Genomic DNA, 21,506 nt, shown 5'->3' on the forward strand with positions numbered 1-21,506 from the left:
TATTTACAACCGTGCGGCGATCACATTTTTATCTCTTTAGATCGTTTGAATTGTGAACAACGAGCTGAATGATCGCTTTTGCCGGATAGCTCACACTTTCCTGGCGTACAGAACCGAACAAATGATCTAAATTTTTATAAGAGTTCAATCATGAGCGAAAAGAGAGCAATGGATGACAACCGCTTCGCCGGGCTTGCGCTGGCGGAGGAGGAACTGGTGGCCCGCGTGGCCTGGTGCTACTACCACGACGGGCTGACGCAAAACGACATCGGCGAACGCCTTGGCCTGCCGCGGCTGAAGATCTCGCGGCTGTTAGAAAAAGGCCGCCAGTCCGGCGTTATTCGTGTGCAGATAAACTCCCGCTATGAAGGCTGCCTGGCGCTGGAAACCGCCCTGCAGCAGCACTTTGGCCTGAAGATGGTCCGCGTGCTGCCCGCGCTGAATACCCCTTCGATGAACACCCGCCTGGGGATCGGTGCCGCGCAGTCGCTGATGGGCGTATTGCAGCCCGAACAGCTGCTGGCGGTTGGGTTTGGCGAGGCGACGATGAGCTGTCTGCAGCATCTGAGCGGGTTTATCGGCTCGCAGCAGATCCGCCTGGTGACCCTCTCCGGCGGCGTTGGGCCGTACATGACCGGCATCGGCCAGCTGGATGCCGCCTGCAACGTCAGCATGATCCCGGCGCCGCTTCGCGTCTCTTCGGCAGACGTCGCCGGGATCCTCAAACGCGAGTCCAGCGTGCAGGATGTGATCCTCGCCGCCACGGCAGCGGATGTGGCGGTCGTGGGGATTGGCTCGGTGAACCAGCGCCGCGACGCCACCATTTTGCGCTCAGGCTATATCAGCGAAGGTGAGCAGCTGATGTTCGCGCGCAAGGGCGCAGTGGGCGATATTCTCGGCTACTTCATTAATGCCAATGGCGAAAAGGTGGAAGGCCTTGAGATCCACCAGGAATTACTGGGCGTCACGCTCGATGAGCTGGCGCAGCTGCCCACCATCGTTGGTGTGGCCGGGGGAGATGAAAAAGCAGAAGCCATCTATGCCGCACTGAAGGGTCGCCGTATCAATGGCCTGGTGACGGAAGAGACGACAGCTCGCGCGGTACTGGCTCTGGCGCAATAGGTGCGCCGCCGCGCAAACATAGCGAGGCGTTAGTCATGAGTTACCTTTTAGCGTTAGATGCAGGGACCGGCAGCGTTCGGGCGGTGATATTTGACCTCAACGGTCGGCAGATTGCCGTCGGCCAGGCGGAGTGGAAGCACCTCAGCGTGGAGAACGTGCCCGGCTCCATGGAGTTTGACCTCAACACCAACTGGCAGCTTGCCTGCCAGTGCATTCGCCAGGCGCTGGAACGCGCAAAGCTCACCGCCGCCGACATCCAGTCTGTTGCCTGCTGCTCAATGCGTGAAGGGATCGTGCTCTACGACCGCAACGGCGATGCCATCTGGGCTTGTGCTAACGTCGACGCCCGCGCCAGCCGCGAAGTCGCCGAGCTAAAAGAGATCCACAACGACCGCTTTGAATCCGAAGTGTATGACGTTTCCGGGCAGACTCTGGCGCTGAGCGCCATGCCGCGCCTGCTGTGGCTGGCGCACCACCGCCCGGATATCTACCGCAATGCGGCCACCATCACCATGATAAGCGACTGGCTGGCGGCGAAGCTCTCCGGCGAGCTGGCGGTCGATCCTTCCAACGCCGGAACCACCGGCATGCTCAGTCTCTTCAGCCGCGACTGGCGACCAGCGCTGCTGGATATGGCTGGCCTGCGGGCCGATATCCTCTCTCCGGTGAAAGAGACCGGTACGCTGCTGGGCACCGTCAGCAAAACGGCGGCGCAGCAGAGCGGGCTGCGGGAAGGCACGCCGGTAGTGATGGGCGGCGGCGACGTGCAGCTTGGCTGTCTCGGGCTTGGCGTCGTGCGCGCCGGGCAAACCGCCGTACTGGGCGGAACGTTCTGGCAGCAGGTGGTGAACCTGCCGCAGGTACGTACCGACCCGGAGATGAACATTCGCGTGAATCCGCACGTGATCCCCGGCATGGTGCAGGCCGAGTCGATAAGCTTCTTCACCGGGCTCACCATGCGCTGGTTCCGCGATGCCTTCTGCGCGGAAGAAAAACTGATAGCCGAACGGCTGGGCGTGGATGCTTATTCACTACTCGAAGAGATGGCTAACCGGGTGCCGGCGGGCTCCCACGGCGTGATGCCTATTTTTTCTGACGCGATGCATTTTAAGCAGTGGTACCACGCCGCGCCGTCGTTCATTAACCTGTCGATAGATCCGGAAAAGTGCAACAAAGCCACGCTGTTTCGCGCGCTTGAAGAGAATGCGGCGATCGTGTCTGCCTGTAATCTGGCGCAGATCTCCCGCTTCTCCGGCGTCCAGTTTGATAGCCTGGTGTTTGCCGGCGGTGGCGCAAAAGGCGCGCTGTGGAGCCAGATTTTAAGCGACGTCACCGGGCTGCCGGTACGTGTGCCGGAAGTGAAAGAAGCCACCGCGCTCGGCTGTGCGATTGCCGCCGGTACGGGAGCCGGGCTCTACAACGACATGGCCTCCGCCGGGGAGCGGCTGGTGAGCTGGAGCCGCGAGTTTACGCCAAACCCCGTCCACCGCGAGTTGTACGACGGCATGATGCAGAAATGGCAGGCGGTGTACGCCGACCAGCTCGGCCTGGTCGACAGCGGGCTCACCACCTCCATGTGGCAGGCGCCTGGGTTAAATAAATAGGCTGCGGTGTAAACCCAGTTTCCGGGTGCGGCTACGCCTGCCCTCTCAGCCACTCAACCACCGCCAGCACTCGCTTATCCTCCCGCTTTCGCGGGTTGATAAGCAGCCAGAAACCTTTCCCACTGTGCCAGGGGGCGTTGAAAATCTCTGTCAGCGCTCCCTGTTTCAGGGCCTCGTTCACCAGCTGCGGATGGCAGATAAGCACCCCCTGCCCGCGCCGGGCGGCATCAATGGCCAGCAGCGTCTGGTCAACGTGGATACCGGGGATCGCCGCCCGCTGTGCTTCGGTAAGGCTGGTATAACGCATCAGCCACTGGTTCCAGTCCGGATACATGGTGGTGTGCAAAAGCGTGGCCCGAACGACATCTTCCGGGCTGCGGAGCCCCTGCGCCTGCAGATACTGCGGATTAGCATAAACCCGGCACTCATCGTCCCACAGCGGCTGGCACAATGGCCCCTGCTGGCTGCGGCCATCGAAGTAGCGGATAGCAATGTCGATATTATCCCGCTCCAGCGTCATCACTGCGCTGGTCGCGTTGAGATGCAGATCGGTCCCTGGAAAAGCCGCCATCAGCGCCGGCATCCGCGCAGAGAACCACTGGGCGGCTACGCCCGGAGGCATTGAAAACGTCAGCCGGTGCTGGTTCAGCGCCTGCATGGCTTCACCTGCAGCTGCCAGCTGGGCCAGCGCGGGCACGATGAGGCGATAATACTCAAGCCCGGCTTCGGTCACCGTCAGGCGACGAACGTCACGGATAAAAAGCTGAACGTTGAGCTGATTCTCGAGCTTCTTCACCAGCTGGCTGATAGCCCCCGGCGTCACGTGTAGCGCGCTGGCGGCATTCAGAAAGCTGCCCAGGCGAACGCTCGCCTCAAACGCCTGCAGCGCCTTTAGCGGTGGCAGTGAATTCATAAGAGAGTTTTTCTATTTTATTTGTGATATTTAATCGTTTGTAGCACGCCCTGATAGCGCCAACAATAGCGATTTTCGGGGGGAACTATGAATCAGAAAACATTTATCGCGTTTGCGTTTCTCGGCCTCATCTGGGGCACCAATTTCCTGTTTATGCATCAGGCGAGCCGCTGGATCTCGCCGCTACAGATTGTCTTTCTGCGCGTACTGTTTGGCTTTTTGCCCATCCTGGCACTGGCCTGCTGGCACCGCGTTTTTCGCCGCCAACATCTGCGTCACGCCCACCATTTCGTGGTAATGGCACTGCTGGCGACGGTTATCTATTACTGGGCATTTGCTTCCGGTACGTCGCTGCTGCTTTCGGGGATTTCCGGCGTGCTGAGCGGGGCGATACCGCTGTTTTCTTTCATTATGGCGGCGCTGTTTCTGCGTCAGGAACCGATGCAGAAGCTGCAGGTGGTGGGTATTGTGCTGGGATTTGCCGGGGTGTTGATGATTGCCCGTCCGTGGGCAGTATCGGCAGATAGCATCAGTCTTGCAGGTGTGGGCTATATGGTTCTGGGCTCACTCAGCGTCGGAGCGTCTTTCGTCTACGCCCGTCGTTTTCTGGCCCCGCTACAGCTCCCGGCGCTGACGCTCACCAGCTACCAGATTGGCGCCGCGCTGCTCATTCTGGCGCTGGTTACCCCGTTTAGCGGGTTGAGCGCCATTCTGCATAGCCCCTCAGCGAGCCTTGGGCTGGTCCTCGGCCTGGGCCTGCTCGGTACCGGCGTCGCGTACCTGATTTACTATTTCCTGATCCAGCGGCTGGGGGCGGTGACGGCCTCGTCGGTTACCTATATTCCGCCGGTGGTGGCGCTGGTGATCGGCGTGGTATTTGCCGGGGAAGCGGTAACCGCGACAGAACTGCTGTCGCTGGTGCTGATCTCCGCCGGGGTATTTCTGCTACAGCGGCGGGATCTTTGAATCTCATCACATTCACAGCGCTCTGCCTTTTCCTTTTGCGTACGACTGGCTAGATTAGAAACTCATCCGACCACATAACAATAATTTTACATACTGGAAACCGTTATGAGCCGCTATCCGTCGTTATTTGCCCCGCTCGACCTGGGTTTTACCACGCTCAAAAACCGTGTGTTGATGGGCTCTATGCATACCGGGCTGGAAGAGCGCCCGGATGGCGCAGTGCGGCTGGCGGCATTTTATGCCGAGCGTGCGCGGCACGGCGTGGCGCTGATTGTCACCGGCGGCGTGGCGCCGGTACATTCTGGCGTGACGATGGAAGGTAGTGCGGTGCTCAACGATGTGAGCCAGCTGCCGCATCATCGGGTGGTGACCGATGCCGTCCATCAGGAAGGCGGCAAAATCGCACTGCAGATCCTGCACACCGGTCGCTACAGCTATCAGCCGCATCTGGTTGCCCCTTCCGCCATTCAGGCGCCGATTAACCGCTTTAAGCCTCATGAGCTGACTCATGAGGAGATCCTGACGTTGATTAACGACTTTGCCCATTGCGCACAGCTCGCCCGCGAAGCGGGATACGACGGCGTGGAGGTGATGGGTTCTGAAGGCTATCTGATCAACGAATTCCTCGCCGCCCGCACCAACCAGCGTAACGACGAATGGGGCGGTGACTTCCCGCGGCGAATGCGTTTTGCCGTGGAGGTGGTACGGGCGGTCCGCCAACGCGTGGGATCCGATTTCATCATTATCTACCGCCTGTCGATGCTGGATCTGGTGGAAGGCGGCGGCACCTTTGAGGAAACCGTCGAACTGGCCCGCGCGATCGAGGCCGCAGGCGCGACGATCATCAATACCGGGATCGGCTGGCACGAGGCGCGGATCCCGACGATCGCCACGCCGGTTCCCCGCGCGGCGTTCAGTTGGGTGACGCGCAAAATGAAAGGCAAGGTGTCGATTCCGCTTATCACAACCAACCGGATTAACGATCCGCAGGTGGCGGAAGATCTTCTGGCCCGTGGCGATGCCGATATGGTGTCGATGGCGCGCCCGTTCCTCGCCGACGCCGAGCTGCTGTCGAAGGCGCAACGCGGCCGCGCCGATGAGATTAACACCTGTATTGGCTGTAACCAGGCCTGCCTTGACCAGATTTTTGTCGGCAAAGTGACCTCGTGCCTGGTCAACCCGCGCGCCTGTCATGAAACCAAAATGCCGGTCGAGCCCGCCGTATTACGCAAAAATCTGGCGGTGGTCGGTGCCGGGCCGGCGGGCCTTGCCTTCGCGGTGAACGCCGCCGCCCGTGGTCATCAGGTAACGCTGTTCGACGCCGCGGCAGAGCCGGGCGGGCAGTTCAATATCGCCAAACAGATCCCGGGCAAGGAGGAGTTCTACGAAACGCTGCGCTATTACCGCCGTATGATGCAGATAACCGGCGTTCAGGTGCAGCTTAATCAGTACGTTAACGCTGAACAGCTGAGCGGCTTTGATGAAGTGGTGCTGGCAACCGGCATTGAGCCACGCCTGCCCGCTATTGAGGGTATCGACCATCCGAAAGTACTGAGCTACCTCGACGTACTGCGCGACAAAATGCCCGTTGGCGAGCGAGTGGCGATTATCGGCTGCGGCGGTATCGGCTTTGATACCGCCATGTACCTGAGCCAGCCTGGCGCCCCCACCAGCCAGAACATCGCGGAGTTCTGCGTTGAATGGGGAATAGATACCAGCCTGAACACCGCGGGCGGTCTGCGCCCGGAAGGGCCGCAGTTGCCGAAAAGCCCGCGCCAGATTGTGATGCTGCAGCGTAAAGCCAGCAAACCGGGCGATGGATTAGGTAAAACCACCGGCTGGATCCACCGCGCCACCCTGCTCTCTCGCGGTGTGAAAATGATCCCGTCCGTCAGTTACCAGAAAATTGATGATCAGGGGCTGCACGTGTTGATAGCCGGTGAACCGCAGCTGCTGGCGGTGGATAACGTGATTATTTGCGCCGGACAGGAGCCGCGTCGCACCCTTGCCGAGCCGTTGGCAGCAATGGGTAAAACGGTGCATTTGATTGGCGGATGTGATGTGGCGATGGAGCTGGATGCCCGGCGAGCGATTGCGCAGGGCACCCGTTTAGCACTGGAAATTTAGCGGCGGCGACCGAGCTTCACTGCTTTCAGCACCACGAACTTGTTGTTAGTGGCGATAGTCTCGCAGTTGCCGAAGATCTTCTTCAGCTTATGGAAGTAGTCGAGGTGGCGGTTGGCCACGATATACAGCTCGCCGTTGATCTTCAGGCAGCGGCGGGCGTGGTGGAACATTTCCCAGGCCACGTTATCCGTCAGAGCATGTTTCTGATGGAACGGCGGATTACACAGCACCGCGTTAAAGCGGAACGGCTCAACGCCCGACAGCGCGTTGTTGATGGTGAATTCGCAGCGATCCAGCGCTTCCGGCATGTTGGTTTCGACGTTCAGGCGGCTCGATGCCACCGCCATCGGAGATTCATCGGTAAAGACGACGCTCGCCTGCGGGTTTTTCGCCAGCAGGGTCAGGCCAATCACGCCGTTGCCGCAGCCGAGATCGACAATCTCACCTTCCAGGCCCGCCGGCAGATTTTCGATAAAGAAACGTGCGCCAATATCCAGCCCGGTGCGCGAGAAGACGTTCGCGTGGTTGTGGATGGTCCAGTCGGTGCCTTCCAGCTTCCAGCTCAGGGTCTCAGGTGCTTCGGCAAGCGCAGGCTCGCTGAAGGTACAGTTGATGAGACGCGCCTTTTTCCACGCCAGCGTCGTGGTGGTTGGGCCTAATACTTTCTCAAACAGTTCGAGCGTGGAGGTGTGAATATCACGCGCCTTCGCGCCCGCGATGATACGGGTTTGCGGCGTCACCACTTTACGCAGCGCGCGCAGCTGCTGTTCCAGCAGGGCCATGGTTTTTGGCACTTTAATCAGCACCACGCCCGGCGCCTGCGGATACTCAGCGGTGCTGTCGAGGAATTTGACGCTGCCTTCCGGGATGTCGTTGTGACGGAGGTTTTCGCGCGTCGCAAGCTCGCTTAAGTAAGAATCACCGATGCTGTACGGCGTATGCTCCGCCAGCGCGCAGCCCAACGCACCGAAACTGTCATTCAGGATAAGAACCGGGCCGCTGATTTCGGTGTCATCCAACTGTTGCAGCAGATATTCATCCGCGGCTTCCCACGCCTGAAGCGGGTTAACGTCATCCGTTTCCGGGAAACGTTTTAAGTCGAGTGAACGGAAACCGTTGTCTAAGTGGCTCATCGGCCCTCCTGAGTGGTAAAATTTGTCGTATCCCTGAAAAGGGTGCGTGAGTATACCCGTTTTCGCATTAATTTGGGCTTTTGATGAACCAACTAACTTATCTCCAGGGCTACCCGGAGCATTTACTTTCTCAGGTTCGCACCCTGATAGCCGAGGATAAACTGGGTGCGGTACTGGCAAAACGCTATCCGGATACGCATGATTTCACGACCGATAAAGCCCTCTGGCAGTATACGCAGGATCTAAAAAACCGGTATCTGAAGAGCGCACCGCCGGTCAATAAAGTGATGTATGACAATAAGATCCACGTGCTGAACAACGCGCTCGGTCTGCATACGGCCATTTCACGCGTGCAGGGCGGGAAGCTGAAAGCAAAGGCAGAAATTCGCGTGGCGACGGTTTTTCGCGACGCGCCGGATGCGTTTTTGCGCATGATCGTGGTGCATGAGCTGGCGCATCTGAAAGAGAAAGATCACAACAAAGCCTTTTACCAGCTGTGCTGTTATATGGAGCCGCAGTATCACCAGCTGGAGTTTGATACCCGGCTGTGGTTAACGCATCTTTCGTTAAAGCGTAATGCGTCGTAGCGCACTCGATTTGTCATCATGGCATGCTACAGTGACGACAGATCCTTAAGCTACGGAGTACGTTACGCCTTATGATACGTTTCGCTGTCATAGGGACGAACTGGATTACGCGCCAGTTCGTCGATGCCGCTCATGAAACCGGCAAATATAAGCTCACCGCCGTCTATTCCCGCAGCCTTGAACAGGCGCAGGTTTTCGCCAACGACTATCTCGTCGAACATCTCTTCACCTCACTCGACGAGATGGCACAAAGCGATGCCATTGACGCGGTTTATATTGCCAGCCCGAACTCGCTGCATTTCCCGCAAACCTGCCTGTTCCTTCGCCACCAAAAACACGTTATTTGTGAAAAGCCGTTGGCCTCTAACCTGCGTGAAGCCGAAGCCGCCATCGCGCTTGCCAAAGAGAACCAGGTGGTGCTGTTCGAAGCGTTCAAAACCGCGAGCCTGCCGAATTTCCTGACGCTGCAGCAGTCGCTAAGTAAAGTGGGGCCGCTTCGCAAAGCCTTTATCAACTACTGCCAGTACTCCTCCCGCTATCAGCGCTACCTCGACGGTGAGAACCCGAACACCTTCAATCCGGCGTTTTCTAACGGCTCGATTATGGATATCGGTTTCTACTGTCTGGCCTCGGCGGTGGCGCTGTGGGGCGAGCCGAAGGCTATTCAGGCCAGCGCCTGTCTGCTGGAGAGCGGCGTAGATGCGCACGGCACGGTGGTGCTGAACTACGGTGATTTTGACGTCACCCTGCATCACTCTAAGGTCAGCGATTCGCTGCAGGCAAGCGAGATTCAGGGTGAAGCCGGTTCACTGGTTATTGAGAAAATTTCCGAGTGCCAGAAAGTGTGCTTTATTCCGCGCGGCGGTAAGTCGCAGGATCTCAGCCAGCCTCAGCATATCAATACCATGCTGTATGAAGCGGAGACCTTCGCAAACCTTGTGGAAAACGGAGAAATTGACCATCCTGGTCTCGAGGTCAGCCGTATTACCGCGAAGGTGCAAACTGAAATCCGTCGTCAGACGGGCGTGCGTTTCCCGGCGGATGACGCCAGCGCCGCCGCGACTGCGTAAAGGATTGTAAAATCCCCCAGGCGGGACATTGACGAAAGTCGTGTCCCGTCATATTTTGTCTCCCGCAAAGGGGAGTAACTTCCTGGTCGGTTGATCGTCATTACGATGTGTGCAAAACCACATCCGGTCGCCGGGCAACAAGAAAGCCATATGATGAAATTGGGCTTTCTTGTTGTAAGTGAGACCTTGCCGAAAGGCGAGGTCCGTGCAAAAAAAGCTGCAGCGGCTATCGTCTTTCGACGTTAGCCGTTTTTTTTTGCGTAAGGAAAATCTATGAATAGTGTCGGCACACCGTTGCTGTGGGGCGGATTCGCGGTCGTTGTGGTTATTATGCTGGCTATCGACCTGCTGCTGCAGGGGCGACGCGGGGCGCAAACCATGTCGATGAAGCAGGCGGCAGGTTGGTCCATCCTGTGGGTGACGCTCTCGTTGCTGTTTAACCTCGCTTTCTGGTGGTATCTGGCAACGACGCAGGGGCGCGAAGTCGCCGACCCGCAGGCGCTGGCATTCCTCACCGGCTACCTCATCGAGAAATCGCTGGCGGTGGATAACGTCTTCGTCTGGCTGATGCTGTTCAGCTACTTCTCTGTGCCGCCTGCGCTGCAGCGTCGGGTGCTGGTCTACGGGGTACTTGGCGCTATCGTGCTGCGTACGGTGATGATCTTCACCGGAAGCTGGCTGATTTCGCAATTTGAATGGCTGCTGTACGTCTTCGGCGCGTTCCTGTTGTTCACCGGCGTGAAGATGGCGCTGGCGAAAGAAGACAACGAAGGTATCGGCGACAAACCGCTGGTGCGCTGGCTGCGCGGACATCTGCGCATGACCGACAAGCTCGATAGCGAGCACTTTTTCGTGCGCCACAACGGCCTGCTGTACGCCACTCCGCTGCTGCTGGTGTTGATTCTGGTTGAGCTTAGCGACGTTATCTTTGCGGTCGACAGTATTCCGGCTATCTTTGCGGTGACGACAGATCCGTTTATCGTTCTGACCTCGAACCTGTTTGCGATCCTCGGTCTGCGTGCGATGTACTTCCTGCTGGCGGGCGTGGCGGAGCGCTTCTCGATGCTGAAGTACGGCCTGTCGGTGATCCTGGTGTTTATCGGTATCAAGATGCTGATCGTCGATTTCTACCACATCCCTATCGCCATTTCGCTGGGCGTGGTGTTTGGTATCCTGGCGGCGACCCTTATTCTCAACGCCTGGGTTAACCACCAGAACGACAAGAAAAAGTTAGCCAAATAAGTCACTCAAACCAACCGCACAAATGTTAATATTCGGTTGGTTTTTGGTTAAAAAATTAGACGCGGGCGAGGAATTCAGCATTTCTCGCTTTGCTCCCTCCCCAAATTCCTTATACTCAGCCAGGCAAACACTCGTTGCATCCTGCTAAGCGTGGCCAAAGAGCCATCGGGATGAAACCACATCACACTCAAAGGAAGAGCCTATGACCGTTCAACGTCATTCGGGGCTGCTGCATCGTTTTGCGCAAGGCAGCCTGGTTAAACAAATTCTTATCGGCCTGATTCTGGGCATTTTACTCGCGTGGATCTCTAAACCTGCCGCAGAAGCCGTTGGCCTGCTGGGGACGCTGTTCGTCGGTGCCCTGAAAGCCGTCGCACCTGTGCTGGTATTAATGCTGGTGATGGCTTCTATCGCCAACCACCAGCAGGGGCAGAAAACCAGTATCCGTCCGATACTGTTCCTGTATCTGCTGGGTACCTTCTCCGCGGCGCTGACCGCCGTGCTGTTCAGCTTCCTGTTCCCTTCGACACTACACCTCACCACCGGCGCGGGCGACATCACGCCGCCATCGGGCATTGTTGAAGTGCTGCGCGGGCTGCTGCTGAGCATGGTCACGAATCCGGTAGATGCGCTGCTGAACGCCAACTACATCGGCATTCTGGTGTGGGCAGTCGGTCTTGGCTTCGCCCTGCGTCACGGCAGCGAGAGTACAAAAAACCTGATTAACGACGTCTCTTCCGCGGTGACCTTTATGGTTCGCGTGGTGATTCGCTTTGCGCCGATCGGTATTTTTGGTCTGGTTTCTTCCACGCTTGCCACCACCGGTTTTGAAACCCTGTTTGGTTACGCGCAGCTGCTGGTCGTGCTGGTTGGTTGTATGCTGCTGGTCGCGCTGGTCATTAACCCGCTGCTGGTGTTCTGGCGCATTCGCCGTAACCCATATCCGCTGGTGCTGACCTGCCTGCGTGAAAGCGGTGTGTATGCTTTCTTCACCCGTAGCTCTGCCGCTAACATTCCGGTGAACATGGCGCTGGCCGAGAAGCTGAACCTGGATCGCGATACCTATTCGGTCTCTATTCCGCTGGGGGCGACTATCAATATGGCCGGGGCGGCAATCACCATCACCGTTCTGACCCTTGCTGCCGTACATACGCTGAATATCCCGATGGACTTGCCTACCGCGTTGCTGCTGAGCGTGGTGGCCTCGCTGTGCGCCTGCGGGGCATCCGGCGTGGCAGGCGGTTCTCTGCTGCTGATCCCGCTTGCCTGTAACATGTTCGGTATTCCAAACGATATCGCCATGCAGGTAGTGGCGGTTGGCTTTATCATCGGCGTGCTGCAGGATTCGTGCGAAACTGCGCTGAACTCCTCAACCGACGTGCTGTTCACCGCTGCCGCCTGTATGGCAGAGGATGACCGTCTGGCGAAGGATGCCCTGAGAGGGTGATCCGGATACAAAAACGGCACCCGAGGGTGCCGTTTTGCTTTTCCTTTACAGCGTGACGCCGCTTTTGAACAGCGCCAGCTCGCGGAAGTCGTTACGCTCGTTGCAGGTTTGTTTGCCGCTCGCCACATCCACCATCAGGTCAATAAAATCAGTCAGTAACTGATCCATCGCTTTACCGTGAATCAGCTGTCCGGCGTCGAAATCTATCCAGTGCTTCTTCTTTGCCGCAAGCTCGCTGTTGGTCGCGATTTTCACCGTCGGCACAAAGCCGCCGTACGGCGTGCCGCGGCCGGTACTGAACAGCACCATATGACAGCCAGCCCCCGCCAGCGCGCTGGTCGCCACCGCGTCGTTCCCCGGTGCGCTCAGAAGGTTCAGGCCCGGTTTGTGCAACCGTTCGCCATAGCGCAGTACGTCCACCACCTGGCTTGAGCCCGCTTTCTGCGTGCAGCCCAGCGACTTCTCTTCAAGCGTGGTGATCCCACCCGCTTTGTTGCCCGGCGACGGGTTTTCATAAATCGGCTGATTGTGAGCGATAAAGTACTGTTTGAAGTCGTTCACCATGGTCACGGTTTTCTCAAACGTTGATTCATCGCGACAGTGGCTCATCAGGATCTGCTCTGCGCCGAACATCTCCGGCACTTCGGTCAGTACCGTCGTGCCACCGTTGGCTATCACGTAATCGGAGAAACGACCCAGCATCGGGTTGGCGGTGATGCCGGACAGACCATCAGAGCCGCCGCATTCGAGGCCGAATTTCAGCTCGCTGAGCTTACCCGGCTCGCGCTTATCGTGGCGCATCACGTCATACAGCTGGTGCAGATGCGCCACACCATCTTCCACTTCATCATCCTGCTTCTGGCAGATCATGAAGTGCACGCGCTCAGGATTGAAATCTCCCAGCGTTTCGCGGAAGGCGTCAACCTGGTTGTTTTCGCAGCCAAGGCCAATCACCAGCACCGCTCCGGCGTTAGGATGACGAACCATGTTCTGCAACATGGTGCGGGTGTTCACGTGGTCATCACCCAGCTGCGAACAGCCGTAGGTGTGGCTGAAAAGAAAGACGCCGTCGGTGCCTTCGGCATCATGGGTCTCTTTCAGAAAACGATTCTGGATCTGGCGGGCAATGCCGTTGACGCAGCCGACCGTCGGCAGGATCCACAGCTCGTTACGTACGCCAACGTCTCCGTTGGCGCGACGGTAGAGTTGTACCTCCCGATCGGCAGGCTGCACGGTGCTGTCCGCCACAACCGGCTGGTAGCTATACTCATCAAGATCGCTCAGGTTGGTACGCGCGTTATGGGAGTGAATGTGCTCCCCTGGCAGAATATCCGCCAGCGCGTGGCCAATGGGCAGGCCGTACTTGACGATATTCTCCCCTTTCGCTATCTCCCGCAGGGCAAACTTATGCCCGCGAACGACATCCTGGCGCAAGGTAACCACCTGCCCATCCACCGAAACTTCCGTGCCCGCGGCAATATCCGCCAGCGCGACCACCACGTTATCCAGTGAATGGATCTTAATGTATTGCATATCAACCAACCTCAGGACTTAGTTCAGTTCAATGGCGAAGTAATCACGGGCATTGTTGAAGCAGATGTTGCGCACCATTTCACCCAGCAGCTGAATATCCGCCGGTGCTTCACCTGCCGCCACCCAGCGGCCAATCATCTGGCACAGGATGCGACGGAAGTACTCGTGACGGGTGTAGGAGAGGAAGCTGCGGCTGTCGGTCAGCATGCCGACAAAGCGGCTCAGCAGACCGAGCTGTGCCAGCTGTGTCATCTGGCGCTCCATTCCGTCTTTCTGGTCGTTAAACCACCAGCCGGAACCAAACTGCATCTTGCCCGGCATGCCTTCACCCTGGAAGTTGCCGGTCATGGTGCCCAGCACTTCGTTGTCGCGCGGGTTCAGGCAATAGAGGATAGTTTTCGGCAGCAGATTTTCTTCATTCTGCTTGCTGAGCAGCTTAGAGAGCTCTTCCGCCAGCGGGCGATCGTTGATGGAGTCAAAGCCGACGTCCGGCCCCAGCAGTTTGAACTGGCGCTGGTTGTTATTGCGCAGTGCACCGATGTGATACTGCTGCACCCAGCCGCGACGGGCGTACTCAGCACCCAGCCACACCAGCACCGCCGTCTTGAACTGCGCCACTTCATGTTCGCTCAGCGATTCACCGGCCAGGCGGCGGGCGAGAATGCTATCAAGCTCGCTTTCGCTCGCATCGGCAAACAGGACGACGTCCAGCGCGTGGTCAGAGACCTTACAGCCGTGGGCGGCAAAGTGATCCAGACGCTTGCTGAGCGCGGTCTGCAGGTCGGTAAAGCGACGGATGTCAGTGTCTGAAACTTCGCCGAGCTTCGCCATGTAGTCGTTAAAGGTCGCCTGCTCAATGTTGAAGGCTTTGTCCGGGCGCCAGCTCGGCAGCACTTTCACGCTGAAGCTGCGGTCTTTAGCGATGGCCGCGTGATGCTCCAGGGAATCCACCGGATCGTCGGTGGTGCCCGCCATCTTCACATTCATCTGCTGCATAATTCCGCGGGCGGAGAAACGATCCTGTGCCAGTAACTCATTGCACTGGTTCCAGATTTCGTCAGCGGTTGCCGGGGAGAGCAGCTTACCTGTAATACCAAACGGGCGACGCAGTTCGAGGTGCGTCCAGTGGTATAACGGGTTGCCGATGGTATGCGGAACGGTAGCGGCCCAGGCGTCAAACTTCTCACGGTCAGAAGCGTCGCCGGTACACAAGCGCTCGGCCACGCCGTTAGTACGCATTGCACGCCACTTGTAGTGGTCGCCTTTCAGCCAGATGTCATACAGATTTTTAAAGCGATAATCCTCCGCAACCTGCTGCGGCGGCAGGTGACAGTGATAATCAAAAATCGGCTGATCTTTGGCGTAATCGTGGTACAGACGGCGGGTAAACTCGGTGTCGAGCAGGAAATCTTCAGTCATAAACGGGGTCATTAGCGTCTTCCTCTTAGCGAGAGCGTCAGATGTTTATCTGTAATGCTGACAAAGTTATCACACCAATTTCCAGCCACCGAAGATTTTTTCGTGAGTTAGATCAATAAACGCCGACAAAAAAAGTACCCTCAAAGAGGTAAAACGCCCCGCGTACCGCACCAGCTCTGGCTTTATGCAGCCTGAATAAAGACCCTACTAAGATTCCTTCTTTTGTGATGTCACTCACCTTTTAAAGTTGTATGACAAGTTATCTTTCTGCCGTCGCAACCTATCAGCCGACGGAATGCATTTCCGATGTTTTAAGCATCAGATTTTACGGTACGGATACCGAATTAAGCACAAGCACTGATGGCAAGGTTCGGGCCGTACCGGATATTTTCGGCTTCGCCCCACCGTTACATCACCTACTCCGCCTGGAATGGAAGATGGCCGCGCAGAACGCGGATATAACATAACGATGAGGTTTACATGCGTAAGATTAAAGGGTTACGTTGGTACATGATCGCACTGGTGACGCTAGGCACCGTGCTGGGTTACCTGACTCGTAACACCGTGGCGGCCGCAGCGCCAACACTGATGGAAGAGTTGCACATCTCTACCCAGCAGTACTCCTATATCATTGCAGCCTATTCTGCTGCTTACACCATCATGCAGCCTGTTGCGGGCTACGTTCTTGATGTTCTTGGTACCAAAATTGGTTATGCCTTCTTCGCTGTAACCTGGGCTGTCTTCTGTGGCGCGACTGCGCTTGCCGGAAGCTGGGGTGGACTGGCGCTGGCGCGCGGTGCAGTAGGTGCCGCTGAAGCCGCGATGATCCCGGCCGGCCTGAAAGCGAGTTCTGAGTGGTTCCCGGCGAAAGAGCGTTCTATCGCTGTAGGCTACTTCAACGTGGGTTCTTCTATCGGTGCGATGATTGCTCCACCGTTGGTCGTATGGGCTATCGTGATGCACAGCTGGCAGATGGCGTTCATCATCTCCGGTGTGCTGAGCTTTGCCTGGGCGATGGCCTGGCTCATCTTCTACAAACACCCGCGCGATCAGAAAAAATTATCCGAAGAAGAACGTGAATACATCATCGGTGGTCAGGAAGCTCAGCACCAGACCGACAATAGCAAGAAAATGTCTCCGTGGCAGATCCTGCGCACCCGCCAGTTCTGGGGCATCGCGCTGCCGCGTTTCCTGGCTGAACCGGCGTGGGGGACGTTCAACGCCTGGATCCCGCTGTTCATGTTCAAAGTGTATGGTTTTAACCTGAAAGAAATCGCCATGTTCGCCTGGATGCCGATGCTGTTTGCTGACCTGGGATGTATCGTCGGTGGTTACCTGCCGCCGCTGTTCCAGCGCTGGTTTGGCGTGAACCTGATTGTTTCTCGTAAACTGGTGGTCACCATGGGCGCGGTACTGATGATTGGCCCGGGTATGATTGGTCTTTTCACCAGCCCGTATATCGCGATTGCGCTGCTGTGCGTCGGTGGTTTTGCTCACCAGGCCCTGTCAGGTGCGCTGATTACGCTCTCTTCCGATGTTTTCGGGCGTAACGAAGTGGCGACCGCTAACGGTCTGACCGGGATGGCGGCGTGGACTGCCAGCACCCTGTTTGCCCTGGTCGTCGGTGCTCTGGCTGATACCATCGGCTTCAGCCCGCTGTTCGCCGTGCTGGCGGTGTTCGATATCCTGGGTGCAATTGTTATCTGGACGGTGCTGCAAAATAAACCGGCCTCGGAAACCTCCGGTGGTGGGGTTGGCGATACCGCCGCGCAGAATTAGCGCTCCCGCACATTCCTGAGCTAAGCCGCCGTACTGGCGGCTTTTTCGTTGCCAGAAAGATGGAGCCAGGACGGTAAAAGTGGTATAACAAATCTATAATGCTGTACCTTGCCTGGAGCGCATATGGAACTCACCGAATCACGTCGTTTGTATCAACAGCTTGCCGCCGAGCTTAAAAGCCGTATTGAGCAAGGGGTATATCTTGTTGGTGACAAACTGCCCGCCGAGCGCGTTATCGCCGATGAGAAAAACGTCAGCCGGACCGTGGTGCGTGAAGCCATTATTATGCTGGAGGTTGAGGGTTACGTTGAGGTGCGCAAAGGCTCCGGGATCCACGTTATTGCCAGCCAGCCGAAGCATTACCAGGTACCGGATGAGTCGCTGGAATTTGCCAACTATGGCCCCTTCGAACTGCTGCAGGCGCGTCAGTTGATTGAGAGTAACATCGCCGAGTTTGCCGCCACCCAGGTCACCAAGCAGGACATCATGAAGCTGATGGAGATCCAGGAGAAAGCGCGCAAAGAGAAGTGCTTCCGCGACTCCGAGTGGGATCTGCAGTTCCACGTTCAGGTGGCGCTGGCAACGCAGAACACCGCGCTTGCCGCCATCGTAGAAAAAATGTGGACTCAACGCGTTCATAACCCGTACTGGAAGAAACTGCACGATCACATCGATGCGCGTACCGTGGATAACTGGTGCGACGATCACGACCAGATCCTTAAGGCACTGATTCGCAAAGATCCGCATGCCGCGAAACTGGCAATGTGGCAGCATCTGGAGAATACCAAGCTGATGCTGTTTAACGAAACCAGCGACGACTTCGAATTCAACGCCGACCGCTATTTGTTTGCGGAAAACCCGGTAGTGCATCTCGATACCGCCGCTAATGGCACAAAATAAGCCTCTTCTCATTGCCGGGGCAGGTCAGACCGCTCTGTCCCGGTAAGCAAAATACATATTGTGTCAGCGTTTGTAAAAAGCCTCGCACCCTTTCCCCGCAACCCGCAAAATCTAACCTCAACAACGTGCAATTTCTCTGACCAAATAGCGGCAGAGTTGTTACAATTAAATGCACTTCGTCGTTCCGTGCGTCAGACTTTACTGACCTCAGATAATCGACATGGAACAGTCAGGAACGCGCTATTCGCGAGTTTACCCAGGCGATTTGAGTTGCAGGATGGGTATAAAAAGAAAATGACAATCTCGCCGCGTTGTTACACCGCGTTCAGACGTGACGTTAACCGAAGTACCGGGGATTGAGAATGGAATTATTGAATCAATTACTTCATGCCTTGTGGAGCCAGGATTTCGAGACTCTGGCCAACCCCTCCATGATTGGCATGCTCTATTTTGTTTTGTTTATGATCCTGTTCCTTGAGAACGGGTTACTGCCCGCCGCATTCCTGCCAGGCGATAGCCTGCTGGTGCTGGTTGGGGTACTGATCGCAAAAGGTGCGCTGGGCTTTGGCGAAACGCTGGCCCTTCTGACGATTGCGGCAAGCCTTGGCTGCTGGGTGAGTTACATTCAGGGACGCTGGCTTGGCAATACCCGGGTGGTACAAAACTGGCTGTCGCATCTGCCGGCCCACTATCACCAGCGAGCGCATCACCTGTTCCACAAGCACGGGCTCTCTGCGCTGCTCATCGGTCGTTTTATTGCCTTTGTGCGTACGCTGCTGCCAACCATCGCCGGGCTCTCGGGTCTGAGCAACGGACGTTTTCAGGTCTTTAACTGGCTGAGCGGCCTGCTGTGGGTGCTTATCCTGACAACCCTTGGCTTTATGCTGGGCAGAACGCCGGTCTTCCAGAAATATGAAGCTGAGCTGATGTCATGCCTGATGATACTGCCGGTAGCTTTACTGGTGTTCGGTCTCATCGGCTCTCTGGTCGTACTGTGGAAGAAGAAACACGGAAGCCGTAGCTAACCATGGTGACAAAAAACCTTAACCTGCGCCGGGTCTCAATGGGAGTCGGCGCAATGGTCTTTCTGCTGCTCGCCCTGTATCTCTGGGCGGCATTGCAGCGGCACGAATCTACACTGGCGATTCGTCCAATAAGCCAGGGAGCCAGCACACCCGATGGCTTCTCTATCTGGCACCATCTTGATGCTAACGGTATTCGTTTTAAGAGCATTACGCCGAAAGACGACACCCTGCTTATCAAGTTTGACTCGCAGGCGCAAAGTGCTGCAGCCAAAGAGGTGCTGGACCGCTCCCTGCCCCATGGTTACGTCGTTGCGCTGCTCGACGAGGAAAGCACTACCGCCCTCTGGATTGCCCGTCTGCGCGACGGTACACACCGCTTCGGCTAACCTTCAATGTTCTGAATCTGCGCCAGGGTACTGCAATCTGGTTGGTTATTCGCGTCAGACTAACTATGATTGAATAGGCATCACCGTCTACACACCCCTGATTAACTGGAACGGAGCACATCATTTTGATGAGCTTCAGGCACAATGGAAGGTTCATACATGAAATACCGCATCGTCATTGCCCTGGTTTTTGCTTCTCTCAGCAGCGCGGTCTATGCTGCTTCTCCTTGTAAGGATAAAGCGCAGGATATTCAGCGCGAGATAAGCTATGCCGAGAAACACCACAATCAGCATCGTGTAGACGGCCTGAAGAAAGCCCTGAGCGAAGTCAATGCGCACTGCAGCGACAGCCAGGTCCTTGCCGATCACCAGAAGAAAATTGACAAACAGAAAGCAGATGTCGCTGAACGCAAGGATGATCTGCGTGAAGCCCAACAGAAAGGCGATCCTGACAAGATCAAGAAACGTGAACGAAAACTTGAAGAAGCGCAGGATGAGCTAAAAGCGCTGGAATCTCGCGATTACTAACAGGAGAACATCATGTCAAAAGATACTACGTCAGAAAATCTACGCGCTGAACTGAAATCACTGGCAGATACGCTGGAAGAAGTGCTGAATACCTCCAGTGATAAGTCAAAAGAAGAGCTGGGCAAATTGCGCAGCAAAGCAGAGCGAGCGCTCAAAGACAGCCGTCATCATCTGGGTGAAACCGGTGATGCCATCGCGAAGCAAACCCGTGAAGCCGCCGCGCGTGCAGATAACTATGTGCGTGAGAATCCGTGGACCGGCGTCGGCATCGGTGCTGCGGTCGGTGTGATACTGGGCGTTCTGCTCACGCGTCGTTAATGATGTCTGACTCACACCACGCGCAGGGCCCGGGCAAAAGCGTACTGGGCATTGGACAGCGCATCATCACCTTACTGGTGGAGATGGTCGAAACGCGTCTGCGGCTGGTTGTTGTTGAGCTGGAAGAGGAGAAAGCGAATCTCTTCCAGTTGCTGCTGATGCTCGGCCTGACCATGCTGTTTGCCGCCTTCGGATTGATGAGTCTGATGGTTCTTATCATCTGGGCCGTCGACCCGGAGTATCGTCTTAACGCGATGATTGCCACCACGGTGGTGCTGCTCTCGGCAGCGCTCATCGGCGGCATATGGACGATGCGAAAAGCGCGCCGCTCAACCCTGCTGCGCCATACCCGTAAGGAACTGGCTAACGACCGCGAGCTGCTTGAGGATGAAAAGCCATGAGCAGCAAGCAGGAGCTCGCGCGCCGCAAGGCGCATCTGCTGAGCACCATCCAGCAGCAGCGCCTCGACTTATCCACCTGCCAGCGTGACTGGGTAAGCGCGACGCAAAGCTACGATCGTGGCTGGAATATGCTGCTCAATCTGCGCTCCTGGGCGCTGGTTGGCAGCAGTATTGCGGCAGTCTGGTCGGTACGTCACCCGCGCTTTCTGATCCGCTGGGCGAGGCGTGGCTTCGGCCTCTGGAGCGCCTGGCGCATGGTCAAAAGCACGCTACGCCAGCAGCAGCTTCGTTCTTGATCCTCACCCGTTAGTGCCGGGTGGCGGCTTCGCCTTACCCGGCCTACTTTTCCCCGCTTATCAAGCCTGTCTTTTGCCTTCCGTCTTTCACGTTAATTACTCAATATCTTTGAAAAAGATCGACAGTTTTCCTTGCTAACAATTGATCTCCGTCACGCTTACACTCCTCTCCATCGACAGCAATCACGCGGTATCTCCGCGAAATTGCACACTAAATCAATACAGCCGCCGTTTGGGTTATCTGGAGAGTAAAATGAAAAAATTAGAAGATGTTGGTGTACTGGTAGCACGCATTCTGATGCCAATCCTGTTCATTACCGCAGGCTGGGGAAAAATCACCGGATATGCGGGTACCCAACAGTACATGGAAGCGATGGGCGTCCCGGGCGCGCTGCTGCCACTGACCATCCTGCTCGAATTTGGCGGCGGTCTGGCAATCCTGTTCGGTCTGCTGACCCGTACTACGGCGATCATCACCGCAGTCTTTACGCTGCTGACCGCGTTCATCTTCCACAGTAACTTTGCGGAAGGCGTTAACTCTCTGATGTTCATGAAAAACCTGACCATCGCAGGCGGCTTCCTGCTGCTGGCCGTCACCGGTCCGGGCGCTTTCAGCATCGACCGCGTGCTGAACAAGAAGTGGTAACACCGCTATACTGAACTGAATATGAAAAACGAGGGGCTCTCCCCTCGTTTTTGCCATCTGAAGG

General features: G+C 56.7%; 21 protein-coding genes. 17 read left to right on the forward strand and 4 right to left on the reverse strand.

Features of this window, described 5'->3' with window-relative positions; genetic code table 11:
* Positions 1 to 150 precede the first annotated feature (150 nt).
* The gene (gene lsrR / locus C7387_RS14125) at positions 151 to 1,122 is read left to right on the forward strand and encodes a transcriptional regulator LsrR (protein WP_120816933.1); all 972 of its coding nucleotides are present in this window, start codon (positions 151 to 153) and stop codon (positions 1,120 to 1,122) included.
* Between the two features lie 35 nt (positions 1,123 to 1,157).
* Complete coding sequence (gene lsrK / locus C7387_RS14130) at positions 1,158 to 2,726, forward strand: autoinducer-2 kinase (RefSeq protein WP_038255918.1); 1,569 nt, start codon at positions 1,158 to 1,160, stop codon at positions 2,724 to 2,726.
* 31 nt (positions 2,727 to 2,757) lie between these two features.
* Here the strand turns inward: lsrK and C7387_RS14135 are convergent, their stop codons facing one another.
* A complete protein-coding gene (locus C7387_RS14135) occupies positions 2,758 to 3,639 on the reverse strand; it encodes a LysR substrate-binding domain-containing protein (protein WP_120816934.1) in 882 nt (293 codons plus the stop codon).
* A gap of 87 nt (positions 3,640 to 3,726) precedes the next feature.
* On the opposite strand from C7387_RS14135, the gene C7387_RS14140 reads away from it, so the two are divergent.
* Together C7387_RS14140 and C7387_RS14145 are read left to right on the forward strand one after the other, a co-directional pair.
* On the forward strand, positions 3,727 to 4,605 hold the full coding sequence (locus C7387_RS14140) for a DMT family transporter (protein ID WP_120816935.1): 879 nt from the start codon (positions 3,727 to 3,729) through the stop codon (positions 4,603 to 4,605).
* 105 nt (positions 4,606 to 4,710) lie between these two features.
* On the forward strand, positions 4,711 to 6,732 hold the full coding sequence (locus tag C7387_RS14145; protein ID WP_006818203.1) for an NADPH-dependent 2,4-dienoyl-CoA reductase: 2,022 nt from the start codon (positions 4,711 to 4,713) through the stop codon (positions 6,730 to 6,732).
* On the opposite strand, the gene rlmG is transcribed toward C7387_RS14145, so the two are convergent.
* A complete protein-coding gene (gene rlmG, locus C7387_RS14150; protein WP_120816936.1) occupies positions 6,729 to 7,865 on the reverse strand; it encodes a 23S rRNA (guanine(1835)-N(2))-methyltransferase RlmG in 1,137 nt (378 codons plus the stop codon). The two genes, C7387_RS14145 and rlmG, sit on opposite strands and share 4 nt — an antisense overlap.
* 83 nt (positions 7,866 to 7,948) lie before the next feature.
* On the opposite strand from rlmG, the gene C7387_RS14155 reads away from it, so the two are divergent.
* The 4 genes from C7387_RS14155 (at position 7,949) to sstT (ending at position 12,211) form a co-directional block, all read left to right on the forward strand.
* Positions 7,949 to 8,452 carry a M48 metallopeptidase family protein gene (locus C7387_RS14155; protein ID WP_038255929.1) on the forward strand — a complete coding sequence of 168 codons (504 nt, stop codon included), beginning with the start codon at positions 7,949 to 7,951 and terminating at the stop codon, positions 8,450 to 8,452.
* Between the two features lie 71 nt (positions 8,453 to 8,523).
* On the forward strand, positions 8,524 to 9,522 hold the full coding sequence (locus C7387_RS14160) for a Gfo/Idh/MocA family protein (protein WP_120816937.1): 999 nt from the start codon (positions 8,524 to 8,526) through the stop codon (positions 9,520 to 9,522).
* A gap of 273 nt (positions 9,523 to 9,795) precedes the next feature.
* Complete coding sequence (locus tag C7387_RS14165) at positions 9,796 to 10,764, forward strand: TerC family protein (protein ID WP_038255932.1); 969 nt, start codon at positions 9,796 to 9,798, stop codon at positions 10,762 to 10,764.
* 202 nt (positions 10,765 to 10,966) lie between these two features.
* Positions 10,967 to 12,211: a serine/threonine transporter SstT gene (gene sstT, locus C7387_RS14170; protein WP_120816938.1), complete on the forward strand. Its 1,245-nt coding sequence runs from the start codon at positions 10,967 to 10,969 to the stop codon at positions 12,209 to 12,211.
* 45 nt (positions 12,212 to 12,256) lie between these two features.
* Here sstT and C7387_RS14175 read toward each other — a convergent pair whose 3' ends face one another.
* Positions 12,257 to 13,744 (reverse strand): UxaA family hydrolase, encoded by a 1,488-nt coding sequence (locus C7387_RS14175; protein ID WP_006818197.1) that lies wholly within the window; start codon positions 13,742 to 13,744, stop codon positions 12,257 to 12,259.
* 18 nt (positions 13,745 to 13,762) lie between these two features.
* Complete coding sequence (gene uxaC / locus C7387_RS14180) at positions 13,763 to 15,175, reverse strand: glucuronate isomerase (protein ID WP_120816939.1); 1,413 nt, start codon at positions 15,173 to 15,175, stop codon at positions 13,763 to 13,765.
* Positions 15,176 to 15,643: 468 nt separating this feature from the next.
* On the opposite strand from uxaC, the gene C7387_RS14185 reads away from it, so the two are divergent.
* The 9 genes from C7387_RS14185 (at position 15,644) to C7387_RS14225 (ending at position 21,442) form a co-directional block, all read left to right on the forward strand.
* Positions 15,644 to 16,942: an MFS transporter gene (locus C7387_RS14185; protein WP_038255938.1), complete on the forward strand. Its 1,299-nt coding sequence runs from the start codon at positions 15,644 to 15,646 to the stop codon at positions 16,940 to 16,942.
* Between the two features lie 123 nt (positions 16,943 to 17,065).
* Entirely contained in the window at positions 17,066 to 17,842 is a 777-nt protein-coding gene (gene exuR, locus C7387_RS14190) for a transcriptional regulator ExuR (RefSeq protein ID WP_006818193.1), read from the forward strand.
* 362 nt (positions 17,843 to 18,204) lie between these two features.
* Complete coding sequence (gene yqjA / locus C7387_RS14195) at positions 18,205 to 18,867, forward strand: DedA family general envelope maintenance protein YqjA (RefSeq protein ID WP_006818192.1); 663 nt, start codon at positions 18,205 to 18,207, stop codon at positions 18,865 to 18,867.
* A 2-nt stretch (positions 18,868 to 18,869) separates the two neighbouring features.
* Positions 18,870 to 19,253, forward strand: coding sequence for an EnvZ/OmpR regulon moderator MzrA (gene mzrA / locus C7387_RS14200; RefSeq protein WP_006818191.1), 384 nt, complete (start codon positions 18,870 to 18,872; stop codon positions 19,251 to 19,253).
* Positions 19,254 to 19,412: 159 nt separating this feature from the next.
* Positions 19,413 to 19,781 (forward strand): DUF1090 domain-containing protein, encoded by a 369-nt coding sequence (locus C7387_RS14205; protein WP_038256096.1) that lies wholly within the window; start codon positions 19,413 to 19,415, stop codon positions 19,779 to 19,781.
* 12 nt (positions 19,782 to 19,793) lie between these two features.
* Positions 19,794 to 20,099 (forward strand): ElaB/YgaM/YqjD family protein, encoded by a 306-nt coding sequence (locus tag C7387_RS14210; protein WP_006818189.1) that lies wholly within the window; start codon positions 19,794 to 19,796, stop codon positions 20,097 to 20,099.
* A 2-nt stretch (positions 20,100 to 20,101) separates the two neighbouring features.
* Positions 20,102 to 20,500, forward strand: coding sequence for a phage holin family protein (locus C7387_RS14215; RefSeq protein WP_038256098.1), 399 nt, complete (start codon positions 20,102 to 20,104; stop codon positions 20,498 to 20,500).
* Positions 20,497 to 20,796: a YqjK-like family protein gene (locus tag C7387_RS14220; protein ID WP_006818187.1), complete on the forward strand. Its 300-nt coding sequence runs from the start codon at positions 20,497 to 20,499 to the stop codon at positions 20,794 to 20,796. Before C7387_RS14215 ends, C7387_RS14220 begins: the two co-directional genes overlap by 4 nt.
* A 253-nt stretch (positions 20,797 to 21,049) precedes the next feature.
* On the forward strand, positions 21,050 to 21,442 hold the full coding sequence (locus tag C7387_RS14225) for a DoxX family protein (protein WP_006818186.1): 393 nt from the start codon (positions 21,050 to 21,052) through the stop codon (positions 21,440 to 21,442).
* Positions 21,443 to 21,506 lie beyond the last annotated feature (64 nt).

The sequence above is a fragment of the Yokenella regensburgei genome (genome assembly GCF_003634235.1).
Classification (GTDB): domain Bacteria; phylum Pseudomonadota; class Gammaproteobacteria; order Enterobacterales; family Enterobacteriaceae; genus Yokenella; species Yokenella regensburgei.

Excerpts from the sequence above, each read along its gene's own strand:
- lsrR (WP_120816933.1), top strand. The coding sequence starts at position 151 with ATGAGCGAAAAGAGAGCAATGGATGACAACCGCTTCGCCGGGCTTGCG.
- lsrK (WP_038255918.1), top strand. The coding sequence starts at position 1,158 with ATGAGTTACCTTTTAGCGTTAGATGCAGGGACCGGCAGCGTTCGGGCG.
- C7387_RS14135 (WP_120816934.1), bottom strand. The coding sequence starts at position 3,639 with ATGAATTCACTGCCACCGCTAAAGGCGCTGCAGGCGTTTGAGGCGAGC.
- C7387_RS14140 (WP_120816935.1), top strand. The coding sequence starts at position 3,727 with ATGAATCAGAAAACATTTATCGCGTTTGCGTTTCTCGGCCTCATCTGG.
- C7387_RS14145 (WP_006818203.1), top strand. The coding sequence starts at position 4,711 with ATGAGCCGCTATCCGTCGTTATTTGCCCCGCTCGACCTGGGTTTTACC.
- rlmG (WP_120816936.1), bottom strand. The coding sequence starts at position 7,865 with ATGAGCCACTTAGACAACGGTTTCCGTTCACTCGACTTAAAACGTTTC.
- C7387_RS14155 (WP_038255929.1), top strand. The coding sequence starts at position 7,949 with ATGAACCAACTAACTTATCTCCAGGGCTACCCGGAGCATTTACTTTCT.
- C7387_RS14160 (WP_120816937.1), top strand. The coding sequence starts at position 8,524 with ATGATACGTTTCGCTGTCATAGGGACGAACTGGATTACGCGCCAGTTC.
- C7387_RS14165 (WP_038255932.1), top strand. The coding sequence starts at position 9,796 with ATGAATAGTGTCGGCACACCGTTGCTGTGGGGCGGATTCGCGGTCGTT.
- sstT (WP_120816938.1), top strand. The coding sequence starts at position 10,967 with ATGACCGTTCAACGTCATTCGGGGCTGCTGCATCGTTTTGCGCAAGGC.
- C7387_RS14175 (WP_006818197.1), bottom strand. The coding sequence starts at position 13,744 with ATGCAATACATTAAGATCCATTCACTGGATAACGTGGTGGTCGCGCTG.
- uxaC (WP_120816939.1), bottom strand. The coding sequence starts at position 15,175 with ATGACCCCGTTTATGACTGAAGATTTCCTGCTCGACACCGAGTTTACC.
- C7387_RS14185 (WP_038255938.1), top strand. The coding sequence starts at position 15,644 with ATGCGTAAGATTAAAGGGTTACGTTGGTACATGATCGCACTGGTGACG.
- exuR (WP_006818193.1), top strand. The coding sequence starts at position 17,066 with ATGGAACTCACCGAATCACGTCGTTTGTATCAACAGCTTGCCGCCGAG.
- yqjA (WP_006818192.1), top strand. The coding sequence starts at position 18,205 with ATGGAATTATTGAATCAATTACTTCATGCCTTGTGGAGCCAGGATTTC.
- mzrA (WP_006818191.1), top strand. The coding sequence starts at position 18,870 with ATGGTGACAAAAAACCTTAACCTGCGCCGGGTCTCAATGGGAGTCGGC.
- C7387_RS14205 (WP_038256096.1), top strand. The coding sequence starts at position 19,413 with ATGAAATACCGCATCGTCATTGCCCTGGTTTTTGCTTCTCTCAGCAGC.
- C7387_RS14210 (WP_006818189.1), top strand. The coding sequence starts at position 19,794 with ATGTCAAAAGATACTACGTCAGAAAATCTACGCGCTGAACTGAAATCA.
- C7387_RS14215 (WP_038256098.1), top strand. The coding sequence starts at position 20,102 with ATGTCTGACTCACACCACGCGCAGGGCCCGGGCAAAAGCGTACTGGGC.
- C7387_RS14220 (WP_006818187.1), top strand. The coding sequence starts at position 20,497 with ATGAGCAGCAAGCAGGAGCTCGCGCGCCGCAAGGCGCATCTGCTGAGC.
- C7387_RS14225 (WP_006818186.1), top strand. The coding sequence starts at position 21,050 with ATGAAAAAATTAGAAGATGTTGGTGTACTGGTAGCACGCATTCTGATG.